This is a genomic window from Nocardioides daeguensis (genome assembly GCF_019192965.1).
Classification (GTDB): Bacteria; Actinomycetota; Actinomycetes; order Propionibacteriales; family Nocardioidaceae; genus Nocardioides; species Nocardioides daeguensis.
The window spans coordinates 16264-32632 of record NZ_JAHTKU010000015.1; the positions used below are offsets into that span (position 1 = coordinate 16264).

Here is a 16369-nt window from a genome sequence, read left to right on the forward strand (position 1 = left end):
TAGTCAACGAGACGCGGCGAGGAGCGGCCACCCGCCGCCACTACCCTGGGCGCATGGTCCGTATCGCGTACCAGGGGGAACCCGGCGCCAACTCGCACATCGTGTGCAAGCAGCACTACCCGGACGCCGAGGCCGTCGCGTGCGCCTCGTTCGAGGACGTCTTCGCGGCCGTGACGAGCGGCGACTGCGACCTCGCGCTGATCCCGATCGACAACTCGATCGCGGGTCGGGTCGCGGACATCCACCACTTCCTGCCCGACTCGGGGCTGCACATCATCGCCGAGCACTTCCTGCGCATCCAGTTCCACCTCATGGTGGTCCCGGGCGCGACCGTCGAGACCCTGCGGACCGTGCACAGCCACGTCCATGCCCTCGGCCAGTGCCGCAAGGTGATCCGGGAGCTCGGGCTGACCCCGGTCATCTCCGGCGACACGGCCGGCGCCGCCCGGGAGATCGCCGAGGCCGGCGACCCGACCCAGGCCGCCATCGCGCCGCCGCTCGCCGCCGAGATCTACGGTCTGGAGATCCTGCGCCGCGACGTCGAGGACGAGGAGCACAACACCACCCGGTTCGTCCTGCTCTCCCCGGACTTCGTGATGGCACCGCAGGGCAACGGCCCCGTCGTGACCAGCTTCGTGTTCAACGTCCGCAACCTGCCCTCGGCGCTCTACAAGGCGCTCGGTGGGTTCGCGACCAACGGGATCAACATGACCAAGCTGGAGAGCTACATGGTGGGCGGCCACTTCGCCGCCACCCAGTTCCTCGCCGAGGTCGACGGGCATCCCGACGACCCGGGCCTCAAGCGGGCCCTGGAGGAGCTCCGGTTCTTCACCACCGACATCAAGGTGCTCGGCGTCTACCCGGCCGACCCGTTCCGGGGCTGATCCTCCCGGGATAACGCAGGTGTCCCGGACACGTTGTGACAGGTGTCCCCGCACCGTCGTCGAGCGCACTAGGGTCAGCGGTGACAGCCGGGGGAAGAGCAGGTGAGCCGGGCGCCCCGCGCCGGGCACAGCGAAAGGGTCAGCATGGCAACGTTCTTCGAGCACTTCTCGCCTCAGGAGATCGCGCGGATCAGCGCGACCGGGCGCCGGGTGAAGCTCCCCGAGGGCTGGTCGCCGATCTGGGAGGACACCCCCGCCGACAAGGCGTACATCATCCTCGACGGCACCGTCTCGGTGCGCCGTGACGGCACCGAGATCGCCCAGCTCGGCGCCGGCGACATCGTCGGCGAGGCCGCGATCGTCGGCCACAAGCTGCGCAACGCCACCGTCGTGGCGCTCACCCCCCTCGACACGATCCACCTCACCGACGAGACCCTGCGCCAGCTCGACGCCGAGTGGCCCGCGTTCCACGACGCACTCGTCGAGGTCGCGCAGGCGCGCCTCGGCGACCACGCCTGAGTGGTCCGAGACGGTCGTGAGCGACGCTGACGACCGTCCCGCTGCCGACGGGACCGACGACGGCACCGACGGCACCGATGACGGCACCGATGACGGCGGGGTCGTCGCTGCGCTCGAGGAGCACCTGCTCGGCGAGACGCCGTGGCTGACCCAGGTGCAGGTGGCCGAGCGGGCCGGCGTACCCCTCGAGGTCGCCAACGAGCTGTGGCACCTGCTGGGCTTCGCCCACGTCCCCGACGACGAGGCGGCGTTCACGACCGCCGACGTGCGCGCACTGCAGCTGACCAGCGACCTGATCCGGCTCGGGATCCTCAGCCAGGAGCGGCAGGACGGCCTGGTCCGGACCTGGGGCCGCAGCTTCGCCCGGCTCGCCGACTGGCAGGTGGCGCTGCTGGCGTCGGTCGCCGCCGACGTCGGGGCCGACCCCACCGAGGGTCTGCTGGCGATCTCCGACGAGGCGCTGCCACGGGTGCAGGAGCTGCAGAGCTACGTCTGGCGCCGCCACCTGCTCAGCGCCAGCTCGCGGTTGCTGGCCGAGCAGACCTCCGGCCCGACCGCGACCCTGGCCGTCTGCTTCGTCGACATCGTCGGCTACACGTCCCGCTCGCGCACCCTCAGCGACCGCGACCTGGTGACCTGGCTGGAGTCCTTCGAGTCCACCGTCCTCGGCCTGACCGTCGACCGCGGTGGCCGGATCATCAAGAACATCGGCGACGAGCTCCTCATCGTCGCCAGCTCACCGGAGGCGATGGCCGACATCGCGCTCGAGCTCACCCGCCGCGGCGCCGACCCCGACGACCCGTTCCCGGCCGTGCGCGCCGGCCTCGCGTACGGCGAGGTGGTGACCCGCCTGGGCGACGTGTTCGGACCCGTCGTCAACATCGCCGCCCGCCTCACGTCGGTGGCCCGGCCCAGCTCGGTGCTCGTCGACATCGGCGCCTACGAGGCGCTGACCGGCCGCGCCGACGACGACGCCGACGAGCACACCGGGGCCTACCGGTTCCGGCGGCTGCGCCGGGTGTCGGTGAAGGGCTACTCCCGGCTCAAGGTGTGGGCTCTGCAGCCCGCCTGAGCGCCGGGCTCAGCGGATGGTGACCTGGCGGTTGGCGAGGCCGTTGCGCGCCGAGCGCTGCTCGGTGGTGAGGTCGCTGGTGTCGGCGAGGGCCGCGTCGAGCTTGGCCTTGAACGCGGTCGCGGCCTCCTCGAGCGGCTCGGGACCGGTGCCGACCGGCAGGTCCCAGACCGGGGCGAGCAGACCGTGGGCGCGGAACATGCCGACGAAGCGGGCGTCGGGGACGAGGACGTCGTCGCCGGAGACGTGCAGCCGGGCGAGCGCGTCGAGGAGGGCGTCCTCGGGCTCGGGCATCACCCAGCGCAGGTGCTCCTTGGCGCCCATCCGGGTCCAGTACGCCGCGGTCACGCTGGTCAGCCGCGCGGTGGGCGCGGCCGCGCCCTCGGCCTGCTCGAGCGCCTGGGCGAGCTCGGAGCTGGCGTCCATGTCGGCCACCCAGTAGTCGAAGCCCTCGTGCACCTCGACGGCGAGGTCACCGTCGACGACGAGGTCCTGCAGCCGCGGGCCGGGGCCCGGGGGCGCGGTCAGGCCGACCATGCCGGCGCCGGGCTCGGCGGCGAGCGCCTCGAGCAGGACGGCACCCAGGTCGCGGGCCGGGTCGCCGAAGTTGTGCTGGACCTGGAGGCCGAGCCAGATCTCGCCGCTGTCGCGGACGAGCGCGGGGGCCGCCATCGGGAGCAGGGTGCAGAGCTTGACCACGCGGTCGGCGTACTCGCCCTGGAGGGTGAGCGGCGCGGTCGCGGCCGGCACCAGCTCGCGCAGCGCGACGACGTCGCACTCGGACGCCATGCCCTCGAAGGGGCGCTTGACGAAGACCTGGCCGCCACCGGGCGCGCCGTGGCAGGCCTTGTAGCGCTTGCCGGAGCCGCAGGGGCAGGGCTGGCGGGGGCCGACCTCGCCGGCGGGGGTGTCGGCCTGGGCCTTGGTGCGGTTCTTCTTCGCCATGCGCGGAAACCTACTCGGCGGGGCCGAACCGCTGCTCCAGCAGGTCGAGCATGAGCGCCGGCCGGTCGCTGATCACGGCCTTCACGCCGAGGGCGAGGCAGCGGTCGAGGTCCTTCTCCTTGTTGACCGTCCACACGTGGATGTCGCGCCCGGAGCGGGTGATCGACTCGGCGACCCGCGGGTGGTCGCGCAGCATCTTGATGCCCGGACCGACGATCCAGTCGCGGCCGATGACGCGGCGCAGCATCGGCCAGGAGGCCGGCTTGTCGAGCAGCTGGACCAGCTGGACCTCGGGCGCGAGCCGCTCGACCCGCTGCAGCGCGGTGAACGAGAAGCTCATCACCCGCACCGGGGCTCCTGCCCGGTCCCAGCCGAAGTCGCGCAGCATGTCGACGAGGCGCTTCTCGACGAGGCCGCCGTACCGCGTCGGGTGCTTGGTCTCGATCGCGACCTCGACCCGGCGGTCGTAGTCGGCGACGGTCTCGAGCAGCTTGCGCAGGGTGAGGACGCCGCGCAGGTTCTCGTCCTCGTCGGGCGCCTCGTCGTCGAGGTCGGACCACGGGTTCTTCCACGCCGCGAAGTCGAGCTCGGAGAGGTCGGAGAGCTCCATCGTCGACACGATGCCCTTGTTGGCGGCGGTACGACGCAGGTCGCGGTCGTGCACGCACACGAGGTGCCCGTCGGCGGTGAGCCGGACGTCGCACTCGAGGCCGCCGGCGCCGATGTCGAGGGCCTCGAGGTAGGCACCCAAGGTGTGCTCGGCGAGCTCGTGACTGGCGCCGCGATGGGCGACCACCTGGGGACGGACGGTGGGCACGGGACGATTGTGGCTCAGGGTCGGGCTCGGGGTCGGACCGGGGTCGTTCCCCGATGTGTCGCGGCGCCCGCCGCGGCACCGTTGAGGCATGAGCAACTACGACAGCTACTCCGCCCCGCACTCCCCCTCCGCGCCCCGGCGGCTGACCCGCCGCCAGCAGGACAAGATGATCGCCGGCGTCTGCTCCGGTGTCGCCGCGCACCTCGGCGTCGACGTCACCGTCGTCCGGCTGCTGATGGTCGCCGCGACCGTCTTCACCGGTGGCGCCGCGATCCTGCTGTACCTCGCCGGCTGGTGGCTGATGCCCCGCGGCTGAGCACCTACCCTGAGCCGGTGTCCTCCCCCGACCTCGTCGCGCGCCTGCGCGCTGCCGGCTGCGTGTTCGCCGAGGAGGAGGCCGCCCTGCTCGAGGCGGCGGCGACCTCGTCGGCCCACCTCGAGGAGCTGGTCGTCCGCCGGGTCGCCGGGGACCCCCTCGAGCAGGTCCTCGGCTGGGTCGACTTCGACGGCGGCCGGGTCACGGTGGACCCCGGCGTCTTCGTCCCGCGCCAGCGCACGGCGTACCTGGTGGAGCTGGCGGCGCCCCTGCTGAGGGCCGGGGACACGGTCCTCGACCTGTGCTGCGGGAGCGGCGCCCTGGGACTCGCCCTCGCCCGGCGGGTCCCCGGCGTGGTCGTCCACGCCGCCGACATCGACCCGGTGGCCGTGGCCTGCGCGGCCCGCAACCTCGCTCCGGTCGGCGGGACGGCCCTCGCCGGCGACCTCACCGACGCACTGCCGGCGTCGCTGCGGGGCACCGCGGCGGTGATCGTCGCGAACGTGCCCTACGTCCCGAGCGCCGCCGTGGCGCTGATGCCGCCCGAGTCCCGGGACCACGAGCCCCGCGGCACCGTCGACGGCGGCACCGACGGTCTCGACCTGCTCCGCCGGGTCGCCACCCTCGCCCCCGCCTGGCTCCGTCCCGGCGGGGCGCTGTTCTCGGAGGTGTCCCTCGACCAGGCTGCCGTCGCGGCCGACGTGTTCGCGGCGGCCGGTCTGCTGGCGGCCGCGCACCACGACGACGAGCGCGAGGCGACCGCCGTCAGCGGCCGGCTCCCAGGCTGAGCTCCTCGCCCGCCCACCGCCGCCGCAGCCACCGGTCGTGCGAGGCCACGACCACCGCGCCGGGGCTGGCCCCGATCGCCTCCTCCAGCTCGGTGACGAGCGAGAGCGAGAGATGGTTGGTGGGCTCGTCGAGCAGCAGCAGGTCCGGTTCGGTGGCGACGGCGACCGCCAGCGCGAGCCGTCGTCGTTGCCCCACGGAGAGCAGCACGACCGGCTTGGCGTGCTCGCGCGGGTGCAGCAGGCCGAGGCTGCGCAGCGGCCGGCGTACGGCGAGCTCGGGGCCGACCGCGGCGTCGTAGGTCGCCTGCGCGGTGGCCGCGAGGTCCGGGAGGAGCGGGTCCTGGGTGAGCTCGGCGACGCGCTGGGCGCCGACCTGGACGACCCCGCTGGTCGGCGCGACCCGGCCGGAGAGGACGCCGAGCAGGGTGGACTTGCCGGTGCCGTTGGCCCCGGTGACCAGCAGGTGGCCGCCGGCGTCGAGGTCGAGGACGGGCAGCTCGAGGCGGCCGGCGACGGTGAGGCCGCGGACCGTGAGCACCCGGCCACTGCCCGCGGAACCGGCGGTCAGGCCGGTGGCGAGGCGCAGCGGGGCGGGAGGCTTGCGGACCTGGGCGCGCTCGGCCTCCTCCAGCCGCCGCTCGGCGTCGCGCTTGCGCCGGGCCAGCGCGCGCTCGACGTTGGCTCCCTTGAAGGCGTGGATGAACTTGTCGTTGTCACGCGGCCCGCGGCCCGGCGCGATCGCGGACTTGTCGATCCGCGCCGCCTCCCGCAGCCGCTCGAGCTCCTCCTGCTGGGCGGCGAAGGTCTCCTCCCACCGGCGCCGGGCGGCGGCCCTCGCCTCGGCGTACGCCGTCCAGCCGCCGCCGTAGCGCCGGCCGCCGCGGCCGTCGGTCCCCCTCCCCACCGGGTCGAGGTCGACCAGGTCGGTGCAGACCTCGTCGAGCAGCACGCGGTCGTGGCTGGTCAGCACCACGACGCCCGGCAGGTCGCGCAGGAAGGCCACCAGGAGCGCGACCGCCTCGTCGTCGAGGTGGTTGGTCGGCTCGTCGAGCAGCAGGCACTGGGGGCGTCGGGTCATCAGCGTCGCGAGCGCGAGCCGGGTGCGCTGGCCGCCGGAGAGGCTGCCGACCCGGCGCTGCGGGGCGAGATGGTCGAGGCCGAGCTGCTCGGCGGCCAGGAGCGCGCGACGGTCGGCGTCCCAGGCGTCGTGGGCGAGCGCCAGATCGAGCGCGGCGGCGTACTCGTCGGCGACCTCCGGGTCGTCGAGCCGGTCGGCCAGCCGCTCGACCGCGGCGACGGCGTCGCGCAGCGGGCGCAGCGCCGTCGCGAGCACGTCGGCCACCGTGTCACCGTCACGGAACGGCGGCTCCTGGGTGAGGAACGCCAGGTCGGCGGGACGCTCGATGCTCCCGGTGACGTGCGCGGACGCGGGCAGGTCGCCGGTGACCGCACGCAGCAGGGTCGACTTGCCCGCGCCGTTCTCGCCGATCAGGCCGATCCGGCGGCCCGGCTGGGCGAGCAGGTCGATCCCGTCGAGGACGGTACGGCGGCCGAAGGCGACCGTGAGGTCGCGGACGACGAGCGGGGCGAGGGAGGCGGAGGCGGGCGCTGACATGGCTGATCCGTTCGGTGACGAGGGCGGACTCGCCGGGCGCTGGTCGGTGGGACTCAGCAACGGCCGCGGGCGCGAGTCGGGTCAGGCGAGGATCAGCATGATGGGTCGAGCCTACGGGCCGGGTGGGCGCGGGCGCGACCGAATTGAGCGGCGCTCCTCCACAGGCCGTCAGCGCCCGGGTGTCGCACCGACCTGGTCAGGGGACGGGGCCAGCATGGATCAGGTCGACGAGCTCCTCGCCCTCCAGGACGGTGTCATCACGCGGCAGCAGGCGCTGTGCGCCGGCGAGACCGCGAGCACGATGCGAAAGAGGTTGAGGAACCGCACCTGGGTCGTCGTGCACCCCGGCGTCTACGTCAACCACACCGGCCCCCTGACGTGGCGCCAGCGTGCGTGGGCGGGCGTCCTCGCCCACGCGCCCGCGGCCCTCGACGGGCGTTCCGCCCTGCGTGCCCACGAGGGACCGGAGCGGCGCGGGCACGACGACGACGTGATCGAGGTCGTCGTCGCGCACGGACGCAAACCCAGCGCCATGCCCGGCGTCCGTGTCCGCACCTCCCGGAGGTTCGCCGAGTGCGCGCAGCTGCACCTCAACCCACCCCGGCTCCGGTACGACGACGCCGTCCTCCAGCTCGCGGTCCGCGCCCCGGACGACCTTCGCGCCATCGGGGTGCTCGCCGAGGCGTGCGGCTCGCGCCGAACCACGGCCGCTCGACTCGCGGACCGGCTCGCCGTCACCCCACGGCTCGCCCGACGCGCCTGGCTGGCGTCGGTCCTGCGCGACATCGCCGACGGCACCTGCTCGGTGCTCGAGCATGCCTACCTGACCGAGGTCGAGCGCGCGCACGGCCTGCCCCGCGGACTCCGTCAGGTCGCTGCCCGCGACGACCGGGGTCGCTCGCTGTTCAGAGACGTCGTGTACGGCGGCAAGCGGCCGCCGTGGCGCCAGTACGTCGAGCTCGACGGACGCCTGTTCCACGACTCGGCCTCGGCTCGCGACCGCGATCTCGAGCGGGACCTCGACGCGGCGCTGGAGCTGGTCGACACGGTGCGCCTCGGCTACGGGCAGGTCCTCGGGCGCCCGTGCTCGACCGCGGCGAAGCTCGGCCGGCTGCTGCAGGCCCGGGGCTGGCAGGGCGAGCCCACCGTCTGCCCCCGATGCACCTCCCTGCCGGACACATCGGCGGCCTCTGGTGCCACCAGGTGACACCAGCCGCCGCCGCTGGCGGTCGGCGGCTCAGATCCCGTCGAGGATCCGGGCCCGCGTGGCGTCGTACTCGTCGCGGGTGACGAGGTCCTTCGCGAGCAGGTCGTCGAGCTCGGCGAGCCGTTCGGCGGGGGTCTTCGCGGCGGCCGCGGGCGGGAGGACCGCGGCGCTCGGCACGACCGGCGTGATCGGGTCGGCGGCGTCCCAGTCGAACTCCCACTCCTGCGACTCCGGGTCGACGAGGACGGGGAGGTCACCGGCGTAGAGGAGCGGCATCCGGAAGTCGGAGACGACGGTGCGGCTCTCGACCTCGAACGGCGCGAGGTCGGCGCCGTGGATGCGCAGACGCAGCTTGAGGAGGGGCTGGTCGTTGATCCGGACGTTGGTGGGGTCGAAGGAGAGCACCTGGGCGCGGGCGGGACGGCCGTTGCTGCGCAGCCGGTGGAGCTTCTGCGCGGAGCGGTAGCGGCCGCGACCGATGAGGACGCCGATGACCAGGTCGAGGACCGTGATCGCGATGCCGGTCGGGAGCAGCCAGCCGGCGCCGGGCTCGTCGCCCGTGGCGAGGCCCATGACCCAGAAGATCGGGCCGACGATGCCGCAGACCAGCAAGAAGAGCACCGGCGGCAGCATGCTGCGGAGCAGGGACGGCGGCCGCGGCACGTCCCGAGGAGCGACGGTCATGGCGACAGCGTAGGTCCGGTTTCAGGCCTGGGTGCGCAGATAGCGCCCGAAGTGCGGCACCGTGAACGCGATCCGGCCCCGCTCGCCGGAGTAGATCAGCCCCTTCTTCAGAAGCGAGTCGCGGGCGGGCGAGAGCGACTGGGGCTTCTTGCCGAGCACGGCGGCGACGTCGGCGGTGGCGACCGAGCCGACCGGGTCCTCGACGCCGTCCTCGGCGTCGGCGACCGCGGCGTCGGCCATCGCCCGCAGGTAGTCGCGCTCCGCGGGGGTGGCGCGCTCGTAGCGGGAGCCGAAGAAGCCGACGGCCAGCTCGGTCTCGGCCTCGGGTCCGGCGACGGCGACGTCGGCGGCGGTGATCGGAGTGCGGGGGGCGAGGTCCCACACCGAGCGACCGTAGGCCTGGATGAAGTACGGGTAGCCGCGCGTGGCGTCGTACATCGCGGCGAGGGCCTCGGGGGTGAACTCGGCGTCCTCCTCGGCGGCCGGTGCGACGAGGGCGCGGTCGGCGGCGTCGCGGGAGAGGCGGTCGATGCGCTGGTAGGAGAAGAGGCGCTCGGAGTAGGACTTGCTGGCCGACAGCACGGCCGGCAGGTGCGGCAGCCCGGCGCCCACGACGATCACCGGCAGGCCGTTCTGGCTCAGCTCGTGGCAGGCGGCGCAGAGGGCGGAGACGTCGGCGGCGCCGAGGTCCTGCATCTCGTCGATGAACACCGCCACGCCCTTGCCGGCGTCGGCGGCGAGCCCACCGACGTCGGTGAGCAGCTCGACCAGGTCGATCTCGACGTCGCCGGAGTCGGCGCGGCCGCGGACGGCGGGGGCGTCGATGCCGGGCGACCACTTGTCGCGCAGCTTGGCGTCGGTGCCGGCCTCGCGCTGGGCGAAGGAGCGGATCACGCCGAGCACGTGGGTGACGCTGTCGGCGGAGGCGGGTCCCCCCGCGACCGGTCCGAGCTCGCGGACCGCCTGGTGCAGCGCCGAGGACAGCGGCCGGCGCAGCGACTGGTCGGGGCGGGCCTCCAGCTTGCCCGTCCCCCAGCCCTTGCGGACCGCGGCCGAGCGCAGCGCGTTGAGCAGGACCGTCTTGCCGACCCCGCGCAGCCCGGTCAGCACCAGCGAGCGCTCCGGGCGCCCCCGCGCGACCCGCTCGAGGACGACGTCGAAGGCCGTCAGCTGCTCGTCGCGACCGGCGAGCTCGGGCGGGCGCTGCCCGGCGCCGGGGGCGTACGGGTTGCGGATCGGGTCCATGATCCGACGCTATCGAGGTCTCTAGCGGCGTTCCTAGATTCGCCTAGCGTGTCGCATCGTCGGTCTGCGACCGCTCCCGGCGGGCGCAGGCTCAGGCGCCGGTCGACGGCAACGCGCTGCTCGGCCCACCGGCCGTGGCGGGCGCGACGGCACCGTCCGTGACGACGACCTGCTCCACTATCGGGTTCACCTCCGTCGTCCCGAGCACGCCGGACGGGACGGGACCCTCCGGCAGCATCGGGACGACGACCGGCGGGTCCACGCCCTCGTCGATCGGCAGCACGGGGCCGTTGCCGGGCTCGGAGCAGGCGGGCGTGACGGGCTGGGCGGGGACCACGATGAAGTCCTCGACCCAGGCGGGCTTGACGACGACCTCGTGCGCGGCCTCGACCACCACCTGGATGGCGGAGCCGGCAAGCGCGGTCCACCCCTCGCCGGCGGGCGGCAGGGCGGAGGTGGCGGCGGTGGTCTCGACGACCGGCGTCCCCGACCGGGTCGCTCCGGTCGCGGTGAAGCCGGCGGCGGGCGCGGCGCCCTCGGGCAGCCAGATCCGCTCCTCCTCCGCGGCGGAGATCTCGAAGGTCGCGCCCTCCACCCAACCGGTGCCGGCGGGCCGCTGGCCGACCGGCAGGTCCTGCTCCTCGGTGCTCGACGAGGCGACCCGGCTGCGGCTGGTCGGGGCCGAGGCGGCGGGCGGCGTCGTACCGTCGGCGACCCAGGCGGTCTCGACGTAGGACTGCTCGGGCTCGGCCGGGACGGCGGCCCGGTCGACGACCCAGACCTCCTCGGTGACGGCGGGCTTCACCTCGACCGTGCGGGTGAGGCCGGTCGGCGTCCAGCCCTTGCCCTTGTCGCCGGCGTTCCAGCCCTCGCGCTCCCACCGGGTGGTGCCGTTCTGCTGCTGGACGTACTCCATCTCGACAACGGTGACCGCGGGCGTCACGACCCGGGTCTCGGTGTGGCCCTGCTCGGGCGAGCCGGGCTCGGCGGGCCGGTCGACGACGGTCCAGGCGTACTCACGCTCGACCTGGTCGCTCGTGCGGGTCCAGTGCACGAGGACGACGGCCGCGGCGCTTTCGCGGACGTACTCCCGCTCGAGGACGGTGGTGCTCCGCTGCCAGCGCCATTCCGAGCGGGTGAGGGCCGGGACGAGCCGCGTCACGGCCGGGTGCTCGATCGAACCCCACTGGGCGGGGATCTCGGGCTGGCCGCAACCGCGCGGGTCGCCCGGTAGCCCCGGGTCCCCGGGCGCGGCGGCCGCGGCCGGGAGGAGGCCGGATCCGATGCCGATGACCGCCACGAGGGCGAGCGAACCGAGGGTGAGGTGCCTGCTGTGCATGGGAGGGGCCCTTCCGGAACGGGGCTTCGGGGGGCTCCCGAGCGGCGCCGATGCACGACCAACGCGGCCACGGCGGCGGGGTCATGGCGACGAAACGGAATCAGGACGAAGTCCCGGCTCCCCTGGTTCCGTCGGCCCCACGTCCTAGGCTGGGCGCGTGCCCGAGCTGCCCGAGGTGGAAGCCCTGGCCCTCGACCTGCGGGGCCGGCTGGCGGGGCGCGCCATCACCCGTGTCCACGTCGCGGCGTTCAGCGCCCTCAAGACCTACGACCCGCCGCTGTCGGCGATCGAGGGCACCCTCGTCGACGACGTACGACGCCACGGCAAGTTCCTCGACATCGAGGCCAGCGGCCTGCACCTGGTGCTCCACCTGGCCCGCGCCGGGTGGGTGCGCTGGAAGGACGAGGTCCCGGCAGCGCCGCCGCGGCCGAGCACCAAGTCGACGCTCGCGGTGCGGATCGTGCTCGACGAGCAGGACGGCGTCACGCCGGGCCTCGACGTCACCGAGGCCGGCACCAAGAAGTCGCTGGCGCTCTACCTGGTGCGCGACCCGCTCGACGTCCCCGGCGTCGCCAGCCTCGGCCCCGACCCGCTGAGCGACGACTTCACGCCGGAGCGGCTCGCCGGCATCCTGGCCGATGCCGGCCGCAAGCAGCTCAAGGGCGTGCTGCGCCACCAGGGGACCATCGCCGGGATCGGCAACGCCTACTCCGACGAGATCCTCCACGCGGCCCGGATGTCGCCGTTCAAACCCGCCGACAGCCTCGACGAGACCGAGCTGGCGACGCTGTACGCCGCCGTCCGCGACACCCTCGGCGACGCGGTCGAGCGCTCCCGCGGGCTGGCCGCGAGCGAGCTCAAGGCCGAGAAGAAGTCCCACCTCGCGGTGCACGGGCAGACCGGCCGGCCCTGCCCGGTGTGCGGCGACATCGTCCGCGAGGTGTCCTTCGCCGACTCCAGCCTGCAGTACTGCCCCACCTGCCAGACCGGCGGCAAGCCCCTGGCCGACCGCCGGATGAGCAAGCTGCTCAAGTAACCCCCGCGCCGGCCGATCGGGGCTCCCATGGGCGCGACACCGGTCCCGGACGCGGCGACCTGGCACGGGATCCGCCGGTTCACCGCCGGCTACACGCCCGCCCTGCGCGCCCAGGTCGAGGCGGCCGGCGGCTTCGACGCGTGGTTCGAGGGCCAGCTCGACGGCTCGTACGACGACGCGTGGTTCGACCGGACCGCACAGTGGTGGGTCTCGATCAACGCCGACGACGCGACCGTGTGGCAACGCGACCGTTCGGGCGTGGAGTCGCTGTGGTGGGCCGACGCGAGCTACCAGAGGTGGGCGATGGTCCGCCGCCTCGGCTCGCAGCGGCAGGTGCTGGAAGCGATGGCCGAGCTGTGGGAGCACCACCTGCACGTGCCCGCGCTCGGCGAGGTGGGGCCGTTCCGGGCGTCGTACGGCAAGACCATCCGTCGGCACGCGCTGGGGAGGTTCGCCGACCTGCTCGAGGCGGCGACCACCCACCCCGCGATGAGCGTCTACCTGGGCAACGCGAACTCCCACAAGTCCGCCCCCAACGAGAACCTCGGTCGCGAGCTGCTCGAGCTGCACACCGTCGGGATCGGGCAGTACGACGAGGCCGACGTCAAGGACTCCGCGCGCCTGCTGACCGGCTTCCGGGTGGGGGTCTGGACGACCTGGGCCACCTCCTACGACCCGGCGGCGCACTGGACCGGGCCGGTCCAGGTGATGGGGTTCAGCCACCCCAACAGCGACCCCGACGGACGACCGGCCCTGTCGGCGTACCTCCGCTACCTCGCGACGCACCCCGCGACGGCCCGGCGGGTCGCCCACCGGCTCGCGGTCCGGTTCGTCTCCGACACCCCGTCGGAGGTCCTGGTCGACGACCTCGCCGCGGTCTACCTCGCCCACGACACCGACCTACGGGCGGTGCTGCGGGCGCTGGTCGCCTCCGCGGAGTACCGGGCCGCGACCGACACCAAGGTCCGCACCCCGGCGGAGGACGTGATCGCGACCTACCGGGCGCTGGGCGCCGAGCTCACCGCCGCGCCGGCCGGGCACGACGACGAGTGCGCGGCGAACGCGCTGCTCTGGCAGGCCCAGGGGATCGGCGCGATGCCGTTCGACTGGCCGCGCCCCGACGGCCGGCCGGACACTGCGCTCGCCTGGTCCTCGACCTCCCGCTTCCTGGCCTCCCTCGACGTCCACTACACGATGAGCGGCGGCTGGTGGCCCAGCGAGGGCGTCCGCTACCGCGACCCGCTCGCGTGGCTGCCGACGACGCCCGCCGCCCCGGCCGCTGCCGCCGCCCCTCCCCCTGCACCCTCGGCGGCCGAGGAGCTCGTCGCCGGGCGCCCGAAGAAGGACAAGAAGCACAAGAAAAAGAAGAAGAAGAAGAAGCGGCATCCGGCGCCCGTGCCGACGCCCCTGCCGCCCGCCCCGCCGACACCGCCGGTCACACCGCCGCCGACACCGCCGCCGACACCGCCCGAGGTGCCGGTGACGAGCATCCGCTTCGACGCGCTGGTCGACCACCTGTGTCGCACCATGCTCGGCCGCCCGGTCGAGGCGACCATGCTGCAGGCGGCCGGCGAGGCGGTCGGCTGCGCTCCCACCGACGTGATCACCCACGACCACCCGGTTGTCGCCTGGGAGATGCCGCGCCTGCTCACCGTCCTGCTCGACTCCCCCCTCCACCTGACCCGGTGAGGTGCCGATGACCTCCTCCAGCCCGTCCCCCGGCACGTCCCCGTGCTCGTGCGAGGAGTTCGCCACCCTCTCCCGGCGCGGCCTGCTCCGCGGCCTGGTCGGCACCGCTGCGGCCCTGACGACCACGACCACCATCGGCGGAGCCTTCATGTCCACCTCGTACGCCGCCACGCCGACGGCTCCCGCGGTGCTCGTCGTGCTGTCGATGCGCGGCGCGGTCGACGGGATGAGCCTGGTCGTCCCGCACGCGGACCCGGTCTACTACGCGGCCCGCCCGCGGATCGCGATCCCCGCGAGCCGGCTGCTCGCCAAGGACGGGTTCTTCGGACTGCACCCCGACCTGGCGCCGCTGCTGCCGTGGTGGGACGCCGGCGCCATGGCCGCCGTCCACGCGACCGGGCTCCCGGCGCCGAACCGCTCGCACTTCGCGGCGATCGAGGCCGTCGAGGACGCCGACCCGGGCTCCTCGGAGCGGGTCGGCTGGTTGAACCGGCTGATCGGTCGCGACACGACCACCAGTCCGCTCCAGGCGATCCAGCTCGGCGAGTCCGTGCTGCCGGCGGCCCTCCTCGGGCCGCAGCCCGCCGTCGCCGTCGACTCGGTCGAGGCGATGGTGCTCTCCGGTGCCGACCGCTGGGACCCCGCCGGCCGGCGGCCCCGGTCGATGACGACGATGTGGACCGACGTCCCCGGTCCGCTGGGGGCCGGCGCACGCGCGGCGATGCAGGCGGTCACCGACTTCGCGCCCGTGCGTACGTCGAGCGCGACGCCGGCCAACGGGGCGGTCTACCCGCAGGGCGACCTCGGCGAGAGCCTGGCGGCGGCCGCCCGCACCATCCGCGGCGACGTCGGCGCCGAGGTGATCACCATCGACTCGGGGAGCTGGGACCACCACGTCAACCTGGGCACCCTCGAGTGGGGACACCTGCAGCGGATGACGAAGGAGCTCGCCGCGGCGCTGGCCGCCTTCCTCACCGACCTCGGGCCACTCGCCGGGAAGGTCACCGTCGTGACGCTGTCGGAGTTCGGCCGCCGTACCCGGGAGAACGCGAGCTGGGGCCTGGACCACGGCCACGGCAACGTGATGCTGCTGCTCGGCGCCGGGGTGAAGGGCGGCTACCACGGCACCTGGCCGGGCCTGGTCGACACCGTCGACGCCGACCTGCGGGTGACGACCGACTACCGCAGCGTGCTGTCCGAGGTGGTGGTGAGCCGGCTGGGGGCGTCGTCGGCACAGGTGTTCCCCGGCTTCGCGCCGGAGAGCGTCGGGGTCATGCGGGCACCCTGACCGGCGTCTCTCGGCGCGCCGGCGCGAGGAGGCCGACCCGGGCCAGCAGCCCGGCCGGGACCTGCACCAGGACCACGGCGCCGAGCACGAGCAGCCCACCGAGCCACTGCGTCCCGGTCAGCACCTCACCGAAGAGCACGGCCACGCTGAGCACGGTCACGACCGGCTCGAGGATCGAAAGGATCGCGGCGGTGGACGGGCCGACCTTCGCCAGCCCGGCGAAGAAGAGGAGCACCGAGCCGACGGTGCTGATCAGGACCAGCGCGACCAGCCAGCCCCAGCCGGCGGCGCTGAAGCCCAGGTCGGGCAGGCCGCGCACGGAGTCGACGGTGAGCAGCGCGCCGGTGGCGCCGGTGCAGACGAGGGCGGCGAGGGCGAGCGGCGCGATGCCGGCCGTGACGCGCTCGCCGATCACGATGTAGCCCGTGTAGGTCGCGGCCGCGCCGAGCGCGAGCACCACGCCGAGGGCGTCGAACTGCCCGGACGCCGCACCGGCGAGGACCAGGCCGATGCCGCCGAGGGCGACCAGCAGCGCGACGACCCGGCGGGCGGAGGCCCGCTCGCGGCCGACCGCGACCGCGGCGAGCATGACGGTGACGGGGTAGACGTAGAAGACCAGGGCGACCAGCGAGGCGTCGAGGTGCTGCAGGGCGGAGAAGTAGAGGCTCGCCTGCACGGCGTACCCGAAGACGCCCATCGCCAGCCCGACGAGGACGGCCCGCACGGTGAGCCCGCGCAGCGCGCCCCGGCTCGCGGCGATCGCCAGCAGCACGGCGGCTGCCAGGCCGAAGCGCACCAGGAGCAACGCCGGGACCGAGACGCCCTCGTCGTAGGCCGACTTGGCGAAGACGGCCATCAGGCCGAAGCCGGCGGCGGACAGCAAGCAGGACAGGGCACCCACGACTCCAGGGTGACTCGGGCGACC

16 protein-coding genes are annotated in these 16369 nt (G+C 74.1%); 9 read left to right on the forward strand and 7 right to left on the reverse strand.

What is annotated here, in order from left to right:
• Nucleotides 1-53 precede the first annotated feature (53 nt).
• The 3 genes from KU893_RS12355 to KU893_RS12365 all read left to right on the forward strand — a co-directional run bounded on the left by KU893_RS12355 (nt 54) and on the right by KU893_RS12365 (nt 2475).
• Nucleotides 54-884, forward strand: a complete 831-nt coding sequence (locus KU893_RS12355; RefSeq protein WP_218234674.1) for a prephenate dehydratase — start codon at nt 54-56, stop codon at nt 882-884.
• A 144-nt stretch (nt 885-1028) separates the two neighbouring features.
• Nucleotides 1029-1403, forward strand: coding sequence for a Crp/Fnr family transcriptional regulator (locus tag KU893_RS12360; protein ID WP_218234675.1), 375 nt, complete (start codon nt 1029-1031; stop codon nt 1401-1403).
• Between the two features lie 16 nt (nt 1404-1419).
• A complete protein-coding gene (locus KU893_RS12365; RefSeq protein ID WP_218234676.1) occupies nt 1420-2475 on the forward strand; it encodes an adenylate/guanylate cyclase domain-containing protein in 1056 nt (351 codons plus the stop codon).
• 9 nt (nt 2476-2484) lie between these two features.
• Here KU893_RS12365 and KU893_RS12370 read toward each other — a convergent pair whose 3' ends face one another.
• The gene (locus KU893_RS12370) at nt 2485-3420 is read right to left on the reverse strand and encodes a DUF5926 family protein (protein WP_218234677.1); all 936 of its coding nucleotides are present in this window, start codon (nt 3418-3420) and stop codon (nt 2485-2487) included.
• 10 nt (nt 3421-3430) lie between these two features.
• Complete coding sequence (locus tag KU893_RS12375) at nt 3431-4237, reverse strand: glycerophosphodiester phosphodiesterase (RefSeq protein ID WP_257441625.1); 807 nt, start codon at nt 4235-4237, stop codon at nt 3431-3433.
• An 88-nt stretch (nt 4238-4325) separates the two neighbouring features.
• On the opposite strand from KU893_RS12375, the gene KU893_RS12380 reads away from it, so the two are divergent.
• On the forward strand, nt 4326-4553 hold the full coding sequence (locus tag KU893_RS12380) for a PspC domain-containing protein (protein ID WP_218234812.1): 228 nt from the start codon (nt 4326-4328) through the stop codon (nt 4551-4553).
• A gap of 17 nt (nt 4554-4570) precedes the next feature.
• A complete protein-coding gene (locus KU893_RS12385) occupies nt 4571-5341 on the forward strand; it encodes a putative protein N(5)-glutamine methyltransferase (protein WP_257441624.1) in 771 nt (256 codons plus the stop codon).
• Here KU893_RS12385 and KU893_RS12390 read toward each other — a convergent pair.
• The gene (locus KU893_RS12390) at nt 5319-6956 is read right to left on the reverse strand and encodes an ABC-F family ATP-binding cassette domain-containing protein (RefSeq protein ID WP_218234679.1); all 1638 of its coding nucleotides are present in this window, start codon (nt 6954-6956) and stop codon (nt 5319-5321) included. The genes KU893_RS12385 and KU893_RS12390 overlap by 23 nt on opposite strands.
• 214 nt (nt 6957-7170) lie before the next feature.
• Here KU893_RS12390 and KU893_RS12395 point away from each other — a divergent pair, with 214 nt between their 5' ends.
• Nucleotides 7171-8163: a putative endonuclease domain-containing protein gene (locus KU893_RS12395; protein WP_218234680.1), complete on the forward strand. Its 993-nt coding sequence runs from the start codon at nt 7171-7173 to the stop codon at nt 8161-8163.
• A gap of 30 nt (nt 8164-8193) precedes the next feature.
• Here KU893_RS12395 and KU893_RS12400 read toward each other — a convergent pair whose 3' ends face one another.
• The 3 genes from KU893_RS12400 to KU893_RS12410 all read right to left on the reverse strand — a co-directional run bounded on the left by KU893_RS12400 (nt 8194) and on the right by KU893_RS12410 (nt 11431).
• Nucleotides 8194-8847, reverse strand: a complete 654-nt coding sequence (locus tag KU893_RS12400) for an SHOCT domain-containing protein (RefSeq protein ID WP_218234681.1) — start codon at nt 8845-8847, stop codon at nt 8194-8196.
• 21 nt (nt 8848-8868) lie between these two features.
• A complete protein-coding gene (locus tag KU893_RS12405; RefSeq protein ID WP_218234682.1) occupies nt 8869-10092 on the reverse strand; it encodes an ATP-binding protein in 1224 nt (407 codons plus the stop codon).
• A 91-nt stretch (nt 10093-10183) separates the two neighbouring features.
• Nucleotides 10184-11431, reverse strand: coding sequence for a hypothetical protein (locus tag KU893_RS12410; RefSeq protein WP_218234683.1), 1248 nt, complete (start codon nt 11429-11431; stop codon nt 10184-10186).
• A gap of 157 nt (nt 11432-11588) precedes the next feature.
• On the opposite strand from KU893_RS12410, the gene KU893_RS12415 reads away from it, so the two are divergent.
• The 3 genes from KU893_RS12415 to KU893_RS12425 are packed head-to-tail and all read left to right on the forward strand — an operon-like array spanning nt 11589 to nt 15444.
• A complete protein-coding gene (locus KU893_RS12415; protein ID WP_218234684.1) occupies nt 11589-12467 on the forward strand; it encodes an Fpg/Nei family DNA glycosylase in 879 nt (292 codons plus the stop codon).
• A 27-nt stretch (nt 12468-12494) separates the two neighbouring features.
• On the forward strand, nt 12495-14156 hold the full coding sequence (locus KU893_RS12420) for a DUF1800 domain-containing protein (RefSeq protein ID WP_218234685.1): 1662 nt from the start codon (nt 12495-12497) through the stop codon (nt 14154-14156).
• 7 nt (nt 14157-14163) lie between these two features.
• Nucleotides 14164-15444, forward strand: a complete 1281-nt coding sequence (locus KU893_RS12425; protein ID WP_218234686.1) for a DUF1501 domain-containing protein — start codon at nt 14164-14166, stop codon at nt 15442-15444.
• On the opposite strand, the gene KU893_RS12430 is transcribed toward KU893_RS12425, so the two are convergent.
• Entirely contained in the window at nt 15428-16345 is a 918-nt protein-coding gene (locus tag KU893_RS12430; RefSeq protein WP_218234687.1) for a DMT family transporter, read from the reverse strand. The genes KU893_RS12425 and KU893_RS12430 overlap by 17 nt on opposite strands.
• Nucleotides 16346-16369: the final 24 nt, after the last annotated feature.

Bases quoted from the DNA above. Each gene is read 5' to 3' on its own strand.
- KU893_RS12380 (WP_218234812.1), top strand. From the start codon at position 4,326: ATGAGCAACTACGACAGCTACTCCGCCCCGCACTCCCCCTCCGCGCCC.
- KU893_RS12410 (WP_218234683.1), bottom strand. From the start codon at position 11,431: ATGCACAGCAGGCACCTCACCCTCGGTTCGCTCGCCCTCGTGGCGGTC.
- KU893_RS12425 (WP_218234686.1), top strand. From the start codon at position 14,164: ATGACCTCCTCCAGCCCGTCCCCCGGCACGTCCCCGTGCTCGTGCGAG.
- KU893_RS12395 (WP_218234680.1), top strand. From the start codon at position 7,171: ATGGATCAGGTCGACGAGCTCCTCGCCCTCCAGGACGGTGTCATCACG.
- KU893_RS12360 (WP_218234675.1), top strand. From the start codon at position 1,029: ATGGCAACGTTCTTCGAGCACTTCTCGCCTCAGGAGATCGCGCGGATC.
- KU893_RS12400 (WP_218234681.1), bottom strand. From the start codon at position 8,847: ATGACCGTCGCTCCTCGGGACGTGCCGCGGCCGCCGTCCCTGCTCCGC.
- KU893_RS12370 (WP_218234677.1), bottom strand. From the start codon at position 3,420: ATGGCGAAGAAGAACCGCACCAAGGCCCAGGCCGACACCCCCGCCGGC.
- KU893_RS12390 (WP_218234679.1), bottom strand. From the start codon at position 6,956: ATGTCAGCGCCCGCCTCCGCCTCCCTCGCCCCGCTCGTCGTCCGCGAC.
- KU893_RS12405 (WP_218234682.1), bottom strand. From the start codon at position 10,092: ATGGACCCGATCCGCAACCCGTACGCCCCCGGCGCCGGGCAGCGCCCG.
- KU893_RS12420 (WP_218234685.1), top strand. From the start codon at position 12,495: ATGGGCGCGACACCGGTCCCGGACGCGGCGACCTGGCACGGGATCCGC.
- KU893_RS12355 (WP_218234674.1), top strand. From the start codon at position 54: ATGGTCCGTATCGCGTACCAGGGGGAACCCGGCGCCAACTCGCACATC.